Here is a 16,330-nt window from a genome sequence, read left to right on the forward strand (position 1 = left end):
GTCCCAGAGCATGCGAAACGGAGCGGTCCCGATGATTCCCGAAGGCAGCGACATGTCCGGTCTGCTGGCGCAGGCGCAAGCCATGCAGCAGCAGCTGATGCAGGCGCAGCAGGAGTTGGCCGAGGCCGAATTCACGGGTTCGGCCGGCGGTGACCTGGTCACCGCCACCCTGACCGGCGGCGGGGAACTGGTCGGGCTGACGATCAAGCCCGAGGCCGTGGATCCCGAGGACACCGAGACCCTGTCCGATCTGGTCATCGCCGCGGTCCGGGACGCCAACAACAAGGTCAAGGCCGGTGCGGCGGCCAAGCTCGGCCCGCTGGCCGGTGGGCTCGGCGGCTCCGGCCTGCCCGGGCTGCCGTTCTGATCAAGCAGCGAGCACACTGATCAAGCAGACGATCTGATCAAGCAGCGAACGGGGAGGTGCGGTGTACGAGGGCCCGGTCCAGGACCTGATCGACGAGCTGGGGCAGTTGCCCGGCGTCGGACCTCGCGGTGCGCAGCGGATCGCGTTCCACATCCTCGCCGCCGACTCCGAGGATGTGTTGCGGCTGGCCGATGCGCTGCGCCGGGTGAAGGAGACGGTCAAGTTCTGCGAGGTCTGCTTCAACGTCTCCGAGGGTGATCGGTGCCGGATCTGCAGCGACGTCCGCCGGGAGCAGACCACGATCTGCGTGGTCGAGGAATCCAAGGACGTCGTCGCGATCGAACGGACCCGGGAGTTCCGCGGGCTCTATCACGTGCTCGGCGGGGCGATCAGCCCGATCGACGGCATCGGCCCGAACGAGATCAAGATCAGGGAGCTGTGCCAGCGGCTGGCCGACGGCACCGTCACCGAGGTGATCTTGGCGACCGATCCCAACCTGGAGGGTGAGGCGACGGCGACCTACCTCAGCCGGTTGCTGCTGCCGATGGGGGTCAAGGTGAGCCGGCTGGCCAGCGGACTCCCGGTCGGCGGCGATCTCGAGTACGCCGACGAGGTCACCCTCGGCCGGGCTTTCGAGGGCCGCCGCTACGTCGAGGCCTGACCCGCGGACCGGTCGCTCAGTTCGCGGCGCGGCGCGGCCGGACCGGCGTCTCGGCCAGCCGTTTCCGGTCGGCCCGCTGTGGCAGTAAACGAGCGAACGGGCCGCCGGCCACAGCGAAGATCAACACCGGCAGCCAGAGGATCATCAACCCTGACGAGGACCACACCAGTTCGCCCGGGACGGTCAGCGTGGCTACGAACGCGGCCGCCGCGCCGACGAAGAGGCTCACCGCGGTCCCGATCAACCAGGCCGGCCAGCCGGGCTGCCGGTCCGCAGGATCGGCGCGGCCCGGCGGCGCGTGGTCCGACGAGCGGGCCGGGCGCCGGCGATGGATCGTCAACTGCAGCACGAATCCGATGCCGAATCCGGCGATGCCTCCGGCCACGCTCGCTGGCAGCACTCCGGCCACGAAGCCGACGACGAGGGCGGTGATCACGGCGGCGGGCAGGATGAGATCGCCGTCGAATCCGGCCATGATCACCGGCTGGCCTGCGGCGACCGCGTCGACGGCCGGCCCGAGGATCAGCACGATGGGCACCAGGACCAGCAGATAGCAGAGCGCCGCGCCGAGCCCGACTCCGGCACCGAGGATCAGTCCGCGAGCGGCGAGCGAGTCCCGGATCGAGATCCGAGGCCTGAGCTCCATGGTCTCGATCATGATCAGAGGTCCATGATCATCAAGCCGGTCATGATTCCCTCTCCGCACGGCAGCCTGGACCGGCCCAAGTCTGCCAGATCAGAGTTCGAGCCGAGCCAGCTCGGCCCGCCGGGCGACTCCGAGCTTCGGATACGCCTTGTACAGGTGGTAACCGATGGTGCGCGGGCTGAGGAACAGCTGGGCGGCGATCTCCCGGTTGGTCAGACCCTCTCCGGCCAGCCGGACCACCTGCAACTCCTGTGGGGTGAGGGTTCCCGGCCCGCGGCCGGCGTCGGCCGGGTGATCGGGCAGGGCGACGCCGAGGGCGGTCAGCTCGGCCTCGACCCGGCGTTGCCAGCCGCGGGCGGCCAGCCGGTCGAAGGCTTCCAGCGCCGCGGTGAGCTGGGTCTGGGCGGCCGTCGGCCGGCGATGCCGGCGCAGCCATTCGCCGTACGCGAGCCGGGTCCGGGCGAGGTCGTACGGTCCGACACCGACGGTCGCGACCGCCCGCTCGAACAGGTCCGCGGCCGCGTCGCCGGGGTCGATGATCGCGGCGCAGCGCAGGGCCAGCGCCTGCAGCGTCGGGCTCTCGGTGTGCCCGGCCCAGTCGCGCAGCACCGGCAGCAGTCGCCGGGCCCGATCGGGCTCGCCGCCCCGCGCCGCGGCCTCGACCAGGTCGGGGATGGCGCGGAGGGTGAGGTCGTGCCGGGCCGTGCCGCGGCAGAGTCGTTCCAACCGATCGGCCGCCGCGGCCGGATCCGGCCGGGTCAATTCGACGATGGCGAGCGCCCACTCGGTCGTCGCGGCGGCCATCCGGTGCCGAGCCCGGTCGACCCCGTCCGGCCCACCCGCCCCGTCGCCGTGCAGCACCGCGGCAGCCAGCCGATCACAGGCCGCGTCATCGCCGCGGACGGCGGCCAGCCAGGCGGCGATCGAGGTCAGCACGGCGGCCTGCTGGGGCTGATCAAGCTCGCCGGCCAACGAGGTCGCCTCGGCCACGGTGACCTCGGCGTCGCGGAACCGGCCGGTCACCAACTGGGCCAGGGCCAGCGGTTCGAGGGCGTACGGCAGCCAACCCAGCTGGCCCTCGTCCCGGATCCGCGCGACGAATCGCTCCAGCACCGATCGGGCCAACTCGTCGGCTCCGATCAGGATGCCGAGGAAGCCGCCGCTCAGCCGCTGCACCGGCGGCTCGAGCTGGCCGTCCCGCACCGCCAGCAGCAACGCCCGCATCGCCGGAACGGCGGGAGTGTCGCCGAGCAGCATGGCGGTCATGCCGGCCAAGGCCTCGCGCAGCACGCCGGCTCGGGGATCGGACCGGAGCAGGTCGGCGCAGCGGGCGATCAACTCCGGGTCGGCGGCGTCGCGGGCACACCACGCCGCCTCGGCGAGCATCGAGTCCGCCCGTTCGGGATCGATCGCGAGGATCGGGGTGACCGCGTCCATGGCCAGGGTCGCGGCCCGGCTGGGCGAGTCGCGTTCGTACGCCACCTGGGCGCGGACCCAGGCGGCATCGGCCCGCTCGCTCGGCGCGGCCGCCGGTCCGACCGCGGCCGCGAGCTGGTCGGCCCGGTCCGATTCGCCGGCGTCGTAGGCCATCCGGGCCGCGCCGGACCGGCGACGGGCTCGGTCGGCGGGCACGGTGCTGAGCTGCGCCGCCCGTTCCCAGGCCCGGGAGGCGGCAGCCGGGGCACCGCGATCCAGGGCGCGCAACGCGGCCCGCTCGAGTTCGGCCGCCACGGCGTCGTCGACGCCGGTCGTTGCGGCGGCGAGATGCCAGGCCCGGTGATCGGCATCGCCGGAGTCGGTCAGGGTGTCGGCCCAGGCCCGGTGGACGGCGAGCCGGCCGGTCACCGGGAGGCCCTGGTAGGCGGCGGCGCGGATCAGCGGATGGCGGAACTCGACCGAGCCGCCGACCCGCACCAGCCGCCGCGCCTCGGCCGGCTCGAGGTCGGCCAGGTCGAGACCGAGCCGGGCCGCCGCCGCGGTGAAGCCGCCGAGGTCCGAACCATGATCAGCGGCGGCGATGGCCAGGGCCCGCCGGGTCGGCTCGGGCAGGAGGGCGAGCTGGGCTCGGAAGTGTTGTTCGAGCCGGCCGACCGCCGGCAACGGCGCCATCGGCGGCGCCTCGGGGCGGGTCGGATCCTCGGCCGCCAGCTCGAGGATCGCCAGTGGGTTCCCGGCGGTCTCCCGCAGCACCCGCTCGACCGTGTCGTGCGGCAGGGCGCGCACCGCGGCCAGCAGCCGGGCCGCCTGATCATGATCGAGCCGGCGCAGCTCGAGGCTGTCGACGCCGTCGGCCCGGAACGGGCGATCACCGTCGCGGGCGGCGAAGATCATCGCCACCGGATCCGCCTGCAACCGGCGGATCGCGAACAGCAGCGCGGCCACCGATGACTGGTCGAACCAGTGGGCGTCGTCGAGCAGGCAGAGCAACGGCCGGGGCTCGGCGAGCTCCGACAACAGAGTCAGGGTCGCCGCTCCGACCAGCATCTGATCACCGGGGCCCTCGGTCCTGCCGAAAACGGCGTTCAGGGCCCGGGCCTGCGGACCGGGCAGTCCGTCGATCCGGTCGACGTACGGGGCGAGCAGCACCTGCAGTCCCGCGTACGGGATCTCGGCCTCGGACTCGACCCCGATCACCCGCAGCACCCGGAGATCCCCGGCGATCGCCTCCGCGTAGTTCAGCAGGGTCGACTTGCCGATCCCAGCCTCGCCACGCAGCACCAGCGATCGGCTCCGGCCGTCCTTGGCCTCCCCGATCAGCCGTTGCAGCCGGGCCTGCTCGCCCGACCGGCCGATGATCACCGGTGAGCGCTCGGTCATCGCCGGCCCGGCGGCCGACGAAGCTCAACTGAGCGCATGATCATCCTCGCGGTGCTCGACGCCGAGCTGGTGACAGACCTCGGCCAGCGTCTGCTGGACCGCAAGGGTGTCGTCCAGTGGCATGATCGAACTCTCGGTCCGGCCGGCCCGGATGCCTTCGGTGACCTCGATCAACTCGTGCGCGTAGCCGCCTCCGGTCTGCGGCCGCTCGACCCGTTCAGGCTGCTCACCGGTCCGGGTGATCACGAACGTCGTCGGATGGTGGAACCTCGGCAGGATGTCGATCCAGCCGGCCGTGCCGGTGATCCGGGCCGCGCCCGGCGTCTGATGGCGCAGAGTGGTGATCAAGGAAGCGATCCGGCCGTCCTGGTAACCGAGCATGATCGCGGCGTCGGCGTCCACCCCGGTCGGCGCCAGCGACCCGGTCGCCAGAACCGAATCCGGCCGGCCCAGGACGTAGTGCGCCAGCGAGACCACATAGACGCCGAGATCGAGCGTCGCGCCGCCGCCCTGGGCCGGATCGTAGAGCCGGTCGGCCGGGTCGTAGGGCCGGTTGACGCCGAGATCGGCCTGGACCTGGCGCGGCTCGCCGATCTCCCCGGCGTCGATCAGCTCGCGAACCGCGACGATGGCCGGCTGGAACCGGGTCCACATCGCCTCCATGGCAAACACCCGGTGTCGGCGTACGGCCTCGATCATCAGCGTCGCCCCGTCGACCGTCGCGGCGAACGACTTCTCCACCAGGACGGCCTTCCCGGCCTCGGCCGCGGCCAGGACAAGATCACGATGCTGCGGATGCGGCGTGGCGATGTAGAGCGCGTCGACCGAGTCGCTCATGATCAACTCGCGGTAGCTGCCGTACGCCTCGAGCAGTCCGTGCTCGGCGGCGAAGGCATCGGCCCGCTGCTGGGATCGGGAGGCGACGGCGACCGGCACCGCGTTCGGCACCAGCGGAAAGTCCTTGATCACCTTGCCGGCGATGCCGCCGGGCCCGATGATGCCCCAGCGAACCTCCCGGTCGAGTCCCGTCGTCATGCGCCCGATTATGCGCGAGACCGTGATCCCGCGGTGGGGCCGGGCCGGAACTCGAATTCAGGTCCGATTTGTCCCGGCCGTGCCCTCGGCCTCGGCCTTGATCCGCTGCAGCGTGGTCCGCATTCCGTTCCGGTTGGTGCGTCCCCGCCAGCGACCGAGCAGTGCCCAGTAGATCCGGGTGCCGATGGAATCGGTGAGCTCGAACGACTCGGTCACCGTGCTGCCGGCCCGGTCCGGCTCGAAGACGTACCGCCAGGTGTTCAGCTCCGTGTCGCCGGCCGTGACGACGAACGCGAACTCCCGGCCCGGCTCGCAGGCCACGATCCGGCAGACGCTCCAGTAGGTCGGCCCCTTGCCGTTGCGCTTGACGTGCCCGCGGAACCGCACGCCGACCGCCGGCCCGGTCGCCCCGCCCAGCCACTCGGCCTCGAACGTCTCCGGGCTGAACCGCCCGGTGTTGGTGATGTCGCTGACCAACTCCCAGACCTGGTTCGGCGGGGCATCGATCCGGATCGAGACAGCGTCTCTCATGATCGCCAGCCTAGTGTCGGCGGCGACACCGTCCCGCTCGGCCGACCTGCCGATCTCAGCCCCTGGCTCGCCGGTCGACGCTCGGTGGGTAGGTTCGCTGGATGGACCGAGCGGCGAGACGGCGATGACGCGGGTGTTGGTCACCGGCGCGTCCGGGTTCATCGGGTCGCACCTGTGTGCGGAGCTGGTCGCGGGCGGGCACACCGTACGGGCGATGACGCGGCGGCCGGACGACTATGCCGGAGCCGGCGAGCCGATCGCGGGGGATGTGTCCGATCCGGACAGCCTCGAGCCGGGGCTGGCCGGGGCCGATGCCGCCTACTACCTGGTGCACGCGCTGGGGTCGGACGACTTCGTGGAACGGGACGCCGAGGCGGCTCGGGCGTTCGGCGAGGCTGCCGCCCGGGCCGGGGTCGGTCAGTTGATCTACCTCGGTGGGCTCGGGGTCGACGACGGCCGGTTGTCCGATCATCTGCGGTCCCGGCGGGAGGTCGAGGGGCTGCTGGCCGGTGGAGGGGTGCCGGTCACCACGCTGCGGGCCGCGATCGTGATCGGCCACGACGGGATCTCCTGGGAGCTGACCCGACAGCTGGCGCAGCGGTTGCCGGCCATGATCACGCCGGCCTGGGTGTCGACCCGGACCCAGCCGATCGCCCTGGTCGACATGATCCGTTACCTGGTCGGGGTGCTCGGCCGGCCGGAGACGTACGGCAGCGCGTACGACGTCGGCGGTCCGGAGGTGCTGAGCTACGGCGAGATGCTGCGCCGGGTGGCCAAGATCATCGACGGGCGGCCGCTGCCGATGTTGCCGGTGCCGCTGCTCACGCCGCGGCTGTCCTCGGCCTGGCTGCAGTTGATCACCGACGTCGACCCGGTCACCGCCCGTAACCTGATCGGGTCGATGAGCAACGAGGTGGTGGTCCGGGACGACCGGATCCGGCGGCTGATCCCCGGTGACCAGCTCGGCTACGACGACGCCGTCCGCGCCGCGCTGATCGACTGCCGGCGGGCCGGCGAGTCCTGGTGATCACCGGCTCGACGGTGCGGGGCGCGACGGGATCCGCCCTGGAGCGGCGACCGACGCTGGCCCGACTGCTGGTGTTGATCGTGCTGGGCGCCGGGATCGCGCTGCTCCAGCTGTCGTTCGCCAGCCCGCCCGGCAGTCCCCGGTTCTATCTGCTGAGCCTGGCGCTGGCCGCGGTCTGGCTGGCCGGCGGGCTGTTGCTCGGGCCGATCAGCTGGCTGCCCGACCGGCCGCGACCGTTCGGCCGGACGATCATCGCGCCGATCATGGTCGGGCTCGGGCTGGCCGCGATCTTCCTGCTCGGTGCCGTGATCGTGCATCGGGTGCCAGTGCTGGACCGGGTGCTGGCCGGCGTCTTCGACTACGCCGACCGGGGCCTGCCGGCCCTGGTGCTCGGGATCACGGTGATCAACGCGGCCGGCGAGGAGCTGTTCTTCCGCGGCGCGCTGTGGCGGCTGGTCCGGGAGCCGTACCGCCTGCTGGCGACGACGCTGCTCTACGCCCTCGCGACCATCGCCACCGGCAATCCGCTGCTGGTCTTCGCGGCCGTGCTGCTCGCCCTGGTCGTCGGTCGGCTGCGGCAGGTGACCGGCGCGGTCATCGCCCCGATCCTGGCTCACGCCGCGTGGTCGGTGACGATGCTGCTCGCCGTACCTCCGTTGACCTCCCCAGGCGGTTAGCGCACTGTGACCGGGGCGGCCCAGACGGCCTTGCGGAGCGGGGTGTTCGGCGTCCATTCGGCGCCGCGGTCGCCGAAGGTGAGCACCCGGTTCGGGCCGATCGGCAGCTGGGTTCCGTTGCCCGAGTTGAGATAGTCGACCACGGCGGGGGCGGACCATGATCGTCCGTTGCCGTCGGGCGAGCTCAAGATCGACTGCCCGGGGCGACCGACGTAGAGCACGAGCCTTCCGTTGCCGAGCAAGATCAGATCGGGGAAGACGCCGACCACCGGGAGCCGGTCCGGACCGGCGACCAGCGGCACCGGCGTGCTCCAGGTCGCGCCGTCGTCGGTCGATCGCGCCTGGTAGAGCGGCTGATAGCTGCCGGTCCTCATGATCGCCAGCATCGATCCGTCGGCCGTCCGCTCGATCGCGGCCTCACAGAGGCACTCGTAGTTCTGCCGGTCGGGCAGGTCGGCGGCGACCGTGCCGCGCACGGTCCAGTTCTCGCCGCCGTCGGTCGAGGCCAGCAGGATCTGCCGGAACTTCTTGTCCGGGGCGTAGAACCCGTAGCCGGACTGGAAGAGCGTGCCGTCGGCGTCCTCGATCACCCGGTGCACCAGGACGAAGCCGCCGAGCGGATGGCCGGGCCGGCTGGTCGCGGTCGAGATCGGCTTCATCGCGGTCGGCGCGGTCATCCGGCCGGCCCGGTGGGTCCAGGTGTGACCGCCGTCGCTGGACACCGCGGTCGGCACCTCGGCCTGCAGGCTGCCGGAGTCGTCGATCATGAACGTGTGGTACGACACCGCGAGCAGGTCGCCGCCCTGCAGCCGGCTGAGGTAGAAGGATTGCTCGTCCGGGAAGGGATTCCGGTCGTCGGCGTTGGTCCAGGTCGCACCATGATCAAGGGACGACGCCATCGCGGTGCCGGTGTCATGGGCGGTGTCGCCGTGCACCGGGTAGGACACCAGGATCTCTTCGCCGCCGCCCGGCTGCGGCACGCTGACCACGGTGTTCGGCATCTGCATCAGACCCTCGTCGGTCTGGTCGATGATCGTCGGGCGGCCGACCCGGAGGGTGGGATGCGGCGGTGCCGGTCGGACACCGGCCCCGTCGTCCACGGCCACGTCGTCGACGAAGATCGTGTCCCCGGAGGTGGCCGTGCCCGCGGTCGCGAACTGATAGCGGGCGACCGCGGTGACCGGGCTGACGCCGACCGGTCCGGCCGCTCCGACGTAGGACCGCCGGTCGGCCCGGTCGCCGGCGTAGACCCGCGCCTCCTGATGCCCCTGCGGCACCTGCATGATCACGGTGCTCCAGGCTCCGGTCGGCACGATGCCGGTCGGGCCGAACGGGGTCCAGCCGAGGCCGTCGTACCAGGACAGACCGCCGTCGGGGCCGACCCGGAGCTGAAAGACGGGCACCTCGACGCCTGGACGGCGGGCGGTCGTGCCCAGCAGCGAGATCAGGAAGCCGTTGGGCAACGACTCCGGCCGGAGCGCGACCTTCAGCTCGGCGCCGGCACCGCCGGCCGCGGGGCAGACGATCACGGTCTGGCTGGTGGTCGAGTCGTCGGCCAGCAGCAACGACTGCCGGCCGCTCTGGGCCTGCTGATCGGTGACCGCTGCGGCCGCTCGGTCGGCCGGCGTCCCGCAGTCGGTCGGCACGGAGCCGACCGGATCCGCCTCGAAATCGCGTACCGCCGGGGCTGCCTGGGCCGGAGCCGTCGTGAGCAGCGTGGTCACCAGGGCGGCGACGGTGAGACCGATGATCATGACGGGATTTCGGGCAGGTCGGCTGCGGGGTGCTGGGGTCATCGATCCTCCTCGATCGCGATGGACCGGAGCATGCTCGGTTTCGTTCCCTGAGCTTGTCGAAGGGCCGGTCCGATGCACCTGGCTTGCCCCCTTCGACAGGCTCAGGACATGCTTCGACAGGCTCAGGGAACGAAACAGCGGGCTGGGTGCCGAGCCCAAATCTGCCAAGGTCGGACGCTGGCCGCAAGAACTCGTCCAGCGGTCGCGACAGACCAGGATCAGCGATCCGGCGACGCCGTCTCGGGCTGGCGCAGCCGGCGCGGCGACTGCCCGGTGACCGCCCGGCAGGCCTTGTTGAATGCCTGCAGATCGGGAATCCCGACGGCCGCGGCGATCGCGCTGATCGACATCGTGCTGCTCGCCAGCAGCCGGCGGGCATGATCGATCCGCCGCCGGCGGAGGTAGCCGACCACCGACTGGTCTACCTCGGTTGCGAACAGTCGGGCCAGGTGGTTGGCCGAGATCCCCGCCGCCGCGGCGACCTGCGGCACCGTGAGTGGCTCGGTCAGCCGGGACTCGATGTAGGCCATCGCCGCCATCACGTGATCATGGGCGGGGCTGGTCGCCCGCCGCGGCGCCGGCCGGTCGGCCAGCCGCAGCAGCACGCCCCAGACGTCGGCCCGGGTCCGCTCCGGCCGGACGGCCGCCGCGGCGACGGCCGACTCCATCAGGTCGGTGATCACCGGCAGCTCGGCACCGGGCGACATGATCAACTGCAGCCCGCCGCGGGTCGGCGTCCGGCCCTCGACCCGGAGGTGGGCGTAGAGGTGGGTGGACGGCCCCTGGTAGCGGTAGACGATTGCGGCCGCCGGCGGGACCAGGGACACGGTGCCGGGCGCGACCCGATAGCTCCGACCGTCCACCTCCAGCTCGGCGTGGTAGCCGTACAGATGCAGTGACCACAGCCGCGGCAACTGGAACCGGTCCTCCAACTGCCGCCGCCCGTGCGTGCCGCGACCCTGCGCCCAGACCTCGGGCGGCTCGGTCAGGTCGATCTCGACCGCTGGGATCTCGGGCTCCGTCATGCAGGAATTCAACCAGTAATGGCCGCTTCCGCACCACGACATCGGGGTTCCGGCGGCTTAGCGTAGTAAGCGCAGCCGACCCCTTCTGTTGCTGCGAATCCTTGACCCACGCCCAAGGGAGGACTGTGCCGTGAGTGCACTGGTCGATCGGAAACACTTACTGACTTCGGTGGAAATGGCCCACTTCGTGTCCCACGGAGCCGTCGCGCTGGAGGCGGCCGTGCCGGACGCCATGAACCAGCGCGCCATCGAGGTGCTGGACGCCGGCATCCCCGGTTACCCGTACGGGACGCCGCTGGACGAGGCGTTCCCCGTCGGCACCTTCGTCCGCGAACTGCTCGACCTGCCGGCCGTCGCCGGGGCGGTGCAGAGCCTGGTCGGGCCCGGCCCGGTGATCGACCACCACGCGGTGCACGTCCGTCCGCCGCGCGGCGGCGAGGCGCAGAACATGCATGGCGACGCGATCCTGGACACCCGGACGGACTCGTTCGACGTGCAGCTCATGTACTACCCGCGCGACGTCACGCTGGAGCAGGGCGGCACGCTCAGCGTCCCCGGCACCCATCTGCGCAAGATCAACCAGACCGGCATCGGCCGCTATCAGAACCTGGCCGGCCAGACCCGGCTGACCTGTCCGGCCGGCACGGTCGTCTTCCTGCACCACGGCATCTGGCACGGCGGCCGGCGCAACGACTCCGACGTGCCGCGCTACATGTTCAAGATCAGGTTCAACCCGACAGTGCGGCAGCTCCGGCTCTGGAACACCGACGACATCGACGACCCGCAGGTGCTCAAGGAGCTGACCACGAGCTTCGGTTGGAGCTCGGCCAACGAGGGTCGGCTGGAGCTGGTCAACCGGGCCAAGCTGTGGCGGGTGATCACCGGCAACGCCGAATTCGACATCGACTACTACCTGACCCGGGAGCAGTTGCGGCCGCAGTTCGTCGCACCGGGAGCCAGCGACGTGCGGCTCGGCTCGAGCCATCGCGCCGGCGGCTGGCATTTCTGATCAAGGAACGAGGAGACTGCCATGACGACCACCACCATCGAAGAAGCCTTCGCCGCCACCCCGGCCCAGCCCAACCTGCGCCAGCAGGTGCTGATCTTGTATCTCGGCACCTCGGCGCTGGATTCCAACGTGATCGCCTGGACCCGCTACGACGGCACCGGCCGGTCCAAGCCGACCATGGGCGACAGCGATGAGCCGCCCTACAAGACCGGCCTCGACGCCCTGATCGACGGCTGGCGCCTGCTCCAGCTGTCCCAGCTGCAGTCACACCAGCCCGGCCACGAGTACGACGTGGCCTACCTGCCGTACGAGTTCGTGTTCGAGCGGATTGTCGACATCTCCGCCTGAGACCCCAGCAGTACGCAGTACGAGCCGGTCGGGATGATCACGCGGGCGAACCCCCGCGGCATCCCGGCCGGCTCGACCGCGTCCCCACCCCGTCCCGCGGCTTGTCGAAGGTCCGACACTTCGTTCCCTGAGCCCGGACCTACCGATGATCTTGGTCGTGGTGTCGCGACCTCTGTTCGGGCCGGCGGATGTTCGTTCCCTGAGCTTGTCGAAGGGCACCCAGCTGGCTGCCCTTCGACAGGCTCAGGGAACGAACACCCGGCCGCACAGCCCGGACCGAAGTCACGGCACCACGGATCCAAGATCATCGGTGGATCCGGGCTGAGCCTGGCGAAGGGCAGGCCCTGTGATCACAAACCCGCCCCGGGTGACGTCCACCGCTCGGTGAAGAGCTCCCAGCCGGGTCGCGGCTCCGCCAGCGGTGCGCCGCCCGGCGCACGGAGCCCGTCGACGGCGATGCTGATCAACCTCCGGCGCGCGTGCTCGGCCGCCTCGACCAGCTCGGCCCGGCCCTGCCGGCCGATCGTCTCGACCAGCGGTGACCGCCCCAGTTGCTCGATCAGCAGCGCGACGTCGACCGCGCCGACGTCGGCGCGCAGCACCCCGGCCTGGTGCGCCCGGCGGACGAGCTCTTCGGCGGCGTCGTCGCCGCGGGTGCTCAGTTCATTCATCTCCGCGGTGACCTCGATGGTGCCGGCGATGGCGCCGAAGGCTCCCGTGCCGGCGAGCACCGCCTGCTCGATGTAGTGCGCCAGGCCGTCCCACAGATCGTCGTGACCGAGCCCCTCCTCGGCGGCACGGAGATAGTCGGTCAGGGTGATGGTGCAGAGGTGCTGGAAGAGCTGCTCCTTGGTGCGATATCGCCGATACAGAGTGCCGACCCCGACGCCGGCCCGGGCCGCGATCGCCGCCACGGAGGCATGCGCACCGTCCTCGTCGACAACCGCCCGGGCCGCGTGCAGCAGCGCCCGGTTGTTGCGTTCGACCTCGTCCCGGCGCGCGGCTTTCCGGCGGTTCTCCATCAGCGGACACTATTGCGGAATGGAACACTCCGCAATATTCTGGCTGCGCGGAGTAAATCGCTCCGCACAATAGGAAAGTGATCGAGATGGATCAGGATCAGGGCAAGCTGCACCGACTCGTCGAGGAGTTGCAGGCGGCGCAATTCGATGTCGAGCCGTTCCTCGCGCTGCACACCGAGGACGCGATCATCGTGAACTTCGGCGGTCGGCGCGTGGCCGGGCGGGATGAGCTCGGGCGGGCGATGGCGGCCGGGCTCGCGTCACCGTTGGCTCAGGTGATCACGACCGCGGAGGTCGACGACATCCGCTTCCTCCGTCCCGATGTCGCGATCATCAGCTGCACCAAGCACATCTCCGACGAGCGTGACACCGCGGAGCCCTCCTTCGCCACCACCGGCCGCCTCACCTACGTGGCGGTCGAAGAGGCCGGAGCCTGGCGAGTCGCCCTCGCCCAGACCACCCCGGTCGCCGGCTCCTGAGCTGGACAGCCCGAGCCCGGCGACGGTGGCCGAGCACCCCTCCGTGGGTTTCGTTCCCTGAGCTTGTCGAAGGGCCAGGCGACGACCCGGTTTGCCCTTCGACAGGCTCAGGGAACGGAAGGCACTCCTGCGGCCGGTGCCCCGACGACAACGGGGAAGATGCGGCCGGGAGTACCCGGCGAGATCTTCCCCGATGCCGGCGCTGCTGATCAGAGCTCGACGGGGAGGTGGCCGGGGGCGGCATCGCGGCCGAGCAGCACCTCGGTCACGGCGTCCAGGGTTGCCGGGAGGGCGGAGTAGCCGGTGATCAAGGTTCCCGTCGCGGGCAGCACGGAGAGGTCGTACGGGTCGCGGGCGGAGACCACGACGAGCCGGGGGTTCGCCGCGACCAGGGCGGCGGCAAGGGCCTGCTGCGGAGGGTTTCGCCAGGCCGAGGAGGTCACCAGGACGACCCGGTCGACCGCCACGGCCAGAGCGACCGCCGCCCCGATCGTCCCGGCGGACGGCTCCGGGCCGGTGATCAACTCCTCGACCCGCACGATGCCCGATTCGGACGCGGAGCGCAGGCCGGCGGCCAGCCTCGGCACCGCGGCGTCGCCCCAGCCGGTCACCAGCACCGACCCGGCCGCGAGCGGGATCAGTGAGGCGTCGTCCCGGACGATCGTGATCGCCTCCCGCGCGATGCTCGTAGCGACCGCGCGATGCTCGTCGGACCCGATGATCGACAACTCAGGCCGATCGGGGTCGGGGCCGGTCGCGTACCCCCGGTCCCATTTCACCGAGAGGATCCGGCGCACGCTGGCGGCGATCCGCTCCTCGCTCAGCCGACCCTCCCGGACCGCCTGGAGCAGCGCGTCCCGCGCGACTAGCGGCTGCGGCGGATCGAGCAGATGATCGATGCCCGCCTCGATCGCCCGCACGGCGACCTCGCCGTCGGGATAGCGGGTCCGGACGCCCTGCATGTCCAGGGCGTCGGTCGTGATCACTCCCTGGTAGCCCAGCTCATCCCGCAGCAGCCCGGTGATCACCGGCCGGCTCAGCGTCGCCGGATCACCGGACGGATCGAAAGCGGGGAAGGACAGATGGGCCGACATGACCAGGTCGACCCCGGCGGCGATCGCGGCCCGGAACGGCGGGGCATCGACCCGCTCCCAGGTCGCGCGATCATGAGTGATCACCGGCAGGTCGCTGTGTGAGTCGACCGCCGAGTCGCCGTGGCCGGGGAAGTGCTTGACCGAGGCGGAGATCCCGGCGTCCTGCTGCAGCCCGTGGATCGACGCGACGACGTGCTCCGACACTCGGTCCGGATCGGAGCCGAACGAGCGCACCCCGATCACCGGGTTGGCCGGATTGACGTTGACGTCGCCGTCGGGTGCGTAGTCGGCGTTGATCCCGACCGCCCGCAACTCCCGCCCGGTGATCCGGTAACAGTCCCGGCTGCGGCCCGCGTCCCCGGCGATGGCGCCGAGCGCCATCGCGCCCGGGAACTGGGTCACCGGCTCCTTCAGCCGGACCACGATCCCGTTCTCCTGATCGGTCGCGATCATCAGCCCGATCTGTGGACCATGATCATCGAGCGCGATCCGTTGCAGCCCTGCGCTGAGCTCGGCGGTCTGCTCCGGCCGGTCGACGTTGCCGGACCAGGCGAAATAGATCACGCCTCCCGGCTGCAGGGTCTTGATCACCTCCGCCGGGGTGTCGACCCCGAACCGCTCCCGGTTCTCCGGCGCCGCCGTGTCGACGGTCGCCCCGGTCACGTAGGGCACCAGCAACTGGCCGACCAACTGCTCCAGCGACAGCCGCCCGAGCACGCCGTCGATCCACTGATTCTTCGCCGTCTCCGCCACCCGCGCGACCCTAACTCAACCGGATCGTCAGGGGGTCTCGAGCATCGGCACCAGCGTGTCCAGGACGTACGGCAGGCTGAGCACGGTGGCGAAATAGATCGCCGCGGCGAGCACCCCGCCGGTGTAGATCGAGTGGCCTTCCCGAACGGCGCGGAGCCGGCCGAACAACTCGTTGCGGGCCAGCTCGGCCCGGGCCTTGTCGTCCTCGGTGGCCCAGACCAGGACGTCGGCCTCGTCGAGGATGTCGAGCTTCTCGACCGGGATCTGTGCCTGGCCGCCATCGGTCGCGTACTCGTTGATCACCGGCGGGATGACGAAGCCGAGGTCGGTCAGGAATGCGGTGCTGAGGCCGTCCTGATAGGCGATCGCCTTGCCCTCGTAGTACGGCGCCTGGAGGAAGACCGCCTTCTTGCCGGCGAACTGCGGGTGATCGGCCGCCGCCCGGGCGAAGCGATCTCGCAGGTCCGTGATCAACTTCGTGGTCTCGGCCGCCTTGCCGACGGCGTTGCCGATCAGCTCGGTCTGCACCGTCCACGGCTCGAAGTTGTCGGAGTCGAAGCCGCCGCGGTTGGCGATGGTCGGCGCGAACTCGGACAGTCGGGCGTAGTCGGCGCTGGACAGCCCGGCGTTGGTGCCGAGGATCAGGTCCGGCTCGAGCGCTCCGATCCGCTCGAGCTGCAGTCCGTCGGCGGTGCTGAGCACCTCGGGCTTCGCGCCGGCCGCGGCCTGCTCCGCCCAGGGCCAGATCGCGTGCGGCCGATCGCCGTACCACTCGGTCACCGCGACCGGCGTCAGCCCGAGGGCGAAGAGCGTGTCCTGCTCGGTCAGTCCGACCGAGACGATCCGTTGCGGCGCGGCCGGGACCGTCGTGCTGCCGTACTTGTGCTCGACGGTCACCGGAAAGCCCGAACCGGCGCCGGACGGCCCGGCCAGGGACGGCGTTTCGGCGGTGGAGTTGCAGCCGGCCGTTCCGAGGCTCGCGCCCAGGCCCAGGGCGACGGAACCGGTCAGCATCCGGCGGCGGGACAGGAAGGAGGTCACAG

The 16,330-nt window shown here is 71.1% G+C and carries 16 protein-coding genes; 7 read left to right on the plus strand and 9 right to left on the minus strand.

The window, feature by feature from the left end:
• Window positions 1-31 precede the first annotated feature (31 nt).
• Window positions 32-367 (plus strand): YbaB/EbfC family nucleoid-associated protein, encoded by a 336-nt coding sequence (locus FNH24_RS05440; RefSeq protein WP_217428042.1) that lies wholly within the window; start codon window positions 32-34, stop codon window positions 365-367.
• A 61-nt stretch (window positions 368-428) separates the two neighbouring features.
• Window positions 429-1,028 (plus strand): recombination mediator RecR, encoded by a 600-nt coding sequence (gene recR / locus FNH24_RS05445; RefSeq protein ID WP_152361119.1) that lies wholly within the window; start codon window positions 429-431, stop codon window positions 1,026-1,028.
• 16 nt (window positions 1,029-1,044) lie between these two features.
• On the opposite strand, the gene FNH24_RS05450 is transcribed toward recR, so the two are convergent.
• From FNH24_RS05450 to FNH24_RS05465, 4 genes are all read right to left on the minus strand, one after another.
• The gene (locus tag FNH24_RS05450; RefSeq protein ID WP_152361120.1) at window positions 1,045-1,674 is read right to left on the minus strand and encodes a hypothetical protein; all 630 of its coding nucleotides are present in this window, start codon (window positions 1,672-1,674) and stop codon (window positions 1,045-1,047) included.
• A 90-nt stretch (window positions 1,675-1,764) separates the two neighbouring features.
• A complete protein-coding gene (locus FNH24_RS05455) occupies window positions 1,765-4,491 on the minus strand; it encodes a helix-turn-helix transcriptional regulator (RefSeq protein WP_152361121.1) in 2,727 nt (908 codons plus the stop codon).
• Between the two features lie 24 nt (window positions 4,492-4,515).
• The gene (locus FNH24_RS05460; RefSeq protein WP_152361122.1) at window positions 4,516-5,526 is read right to left on the minus strand and encodes a Gfo/Idh/MocA family protein; all 1,011 of its coding nucleotides are present in this window, start codon (window positions 5,524-5,526) and stop codon (window positions 4,516-4,518) included.
• Window positions 5,527-5,583: 57 nt separating this feature from the next.
• Complete coding sequence (locus tag FNH24_RS05465; RefSeq protein WP_152361123.1) at window positions 5,584-6,057, minus strand: SRPBCC family protein; 474 nt, start codon at window positions 6,055-6,057, stop codon at window positions 5,584-5,586.
• Window positions 6,058-6,181: 124 nt separating this feature from the next.
• Here FNH24_RS05465 and FNH24_RS05470 point away from each other — a divergent pair, with 124 nt between their 5' ends.
• Window positions 6,182-7,084, plus strand: a complete 903-nt coding sequence (locus FNH24_RS05470) for an NAD(P)H-binding protein (protein WP_152361124.1) — start codon at window positions 6,182-6,184, stop codon at window positions 7,082-7,084.
• Window positions 7,081-7,761, plus strand: a complete 681-nt coding sequence (locus FNH24_RS05475) for a CPBP family intramembrane glutamic endopeptidase (protein ID WP_152361125.1) — start codon at window positions 7,081-7,083, stop codon at window positions 7,759-7,761. Before FNH24_RS05470 ends, FNH24_RS05475 begins: the two co-directional genes overlap by 4 nt.
• Here FNH24_RS05475 and FNH24_RS05480 read toward each other — a convergent pair.
• Both FNH24_RS05480 and FNH24_RS05485 read right to left on the minus strand, forming a co-directional pair.
• Window positions 7,758-9,515: a sialidase family protein gene (locus tag FNH24_RS05480; RefSeq protein WP_161606011.1), complete on the minus strand. Its 1,758-nt coding sequence runs from the start codon at window positions 9,513-9,515 to the stop codon at window positions 7,758-7,760. The two genes, FNH24_RS05475 and FNH24_RS05480, sit on opposite strands and share 4 nt — an antisense overlap.
• Before the next feature lie 260 nt (window positions 9,516-9,775).
• Window positions 9,776-10,582: a helix-turn-helix domain-containing protein gene (locus tag FNH24_RS05485; RefSeq protein WP_152361127.1), complete on the minus strand. Its 807-nt coding sequence runs from the start codon at window positions 10,580-10,582 to the stop codon at window positions 9,776-9,778.
• A gap of 175 nt (window positions 10,583-10,757) precedes the next feature.
• Here FNH24_RS05485 and FNH24_RS05490 point away from each other — a divergent pair, with 175 nt between their 5' ends.
• Both FNH24_RS05490 and FNH24_RS05495 read left to right on the plus strand, forming a co-directional pair.
• Window positions 10,758-11,591: a phytanoyl-CoA dioxygenase family protein gene (locus FNH24_RS05490; RefSeq protein ID WP_152361274.1), complete on the plus strand. Its 834-nt coding sequence runs from the start codon at window positions 10,758-10,760 to the stop codon at window positions 11,589-11,591.
• Between the two features lie 21 nt (window positions 11,592-11,612).
• On the plus strand, window positions 11,613-11,939 hold the full coding sequence (locus FNH24_RS05495) for a hypothetical protein (protein WP_217428043.1): 327 nt from the start codon (window positions 11,613-11,615) through the stop codon (window positions 11,937-11,939).
• A gap of 350 nt (window positions 11,940-12,289) precedes the next feature.
• On the opposite strand, the gene FNH24_RS05500 is transcribed toward FNH24_RS05495, so the two are convergent.
• Window positions 12,290-12,961 (minus strand): TetR/AcrR family transcriptional regulator, encoded by a 672-nt coding sequence (locus FNH24_RS05500; protein ID WP_152361128.1) that lies wholly within the window; start codon window positions 12,959-12,961, stop codon window positions 12,290-12,292.
• A gap of 86 nt (window positions 12,962-13,047) precedes the next feature.
• On the opposite strand from FNH24_RS05500, the gene FNH24_RS05505 reads away from it, so the two are divergent.
• Window positions 13,048-13,440: an SgcJ/EcaC family oxidoreductase gene (locus FNH24_RS05505; RefSeq protein ID WP_152361276.1), complete on the plus strand. Its 393-nt coding sequence runs from the start codon at window positions 13,048-13,050 to the stop codon at window positions 13,438-13,440.
• Window positions 13,441-13,649: 209 nt separating this feature from the next.
• On the opposite strand, the gene FNH24_RS05510 is transcribed toward FNH24_RS05505, so the two are convergent.
• Both FNH24_RS05510 and FNH24_RS05515 read right to left on the minus strand, forming a co-directional pair.
• Complete coding sequence (locus FNH24_RS05510) at window positions 13,650-15,287, minus strand: glycoside hydrolase family 3 protein (RefSeq protein WP_152361129.1); 1,638 nt, start codon at window positions 15,285-15,287, stop codon at window positions 13,650-13,652.
• A 27-nt stretch (window positions 15,288-15,314) separates the two neighbouring features.
• On the minus strand, window positions 15,315-16,328 hold the full coding sequence (locus tag FNH24_RS05515; protein WP_246186758.1) for an iron-siderophore ABC transporter substrate-binding protein: 1,014 nt from the start codon (window positions 16,326-16,328) through the stop codon (window positions 15,315-15,317).
• Window positions 16,329-16,330: the final 2 nt, after the last annotated feature.

The sequence above is a fragment of the Microlunatus speluncae genome (assembly GCF_009299835.1).
GTDB classification, from domain to species: domain Bacteria; phylum Actinomycetota; class Actinomycetes; order Propionibacteriales; family Propionibacteriaceae; genus Microlunatus; species Microlunatus speluncae.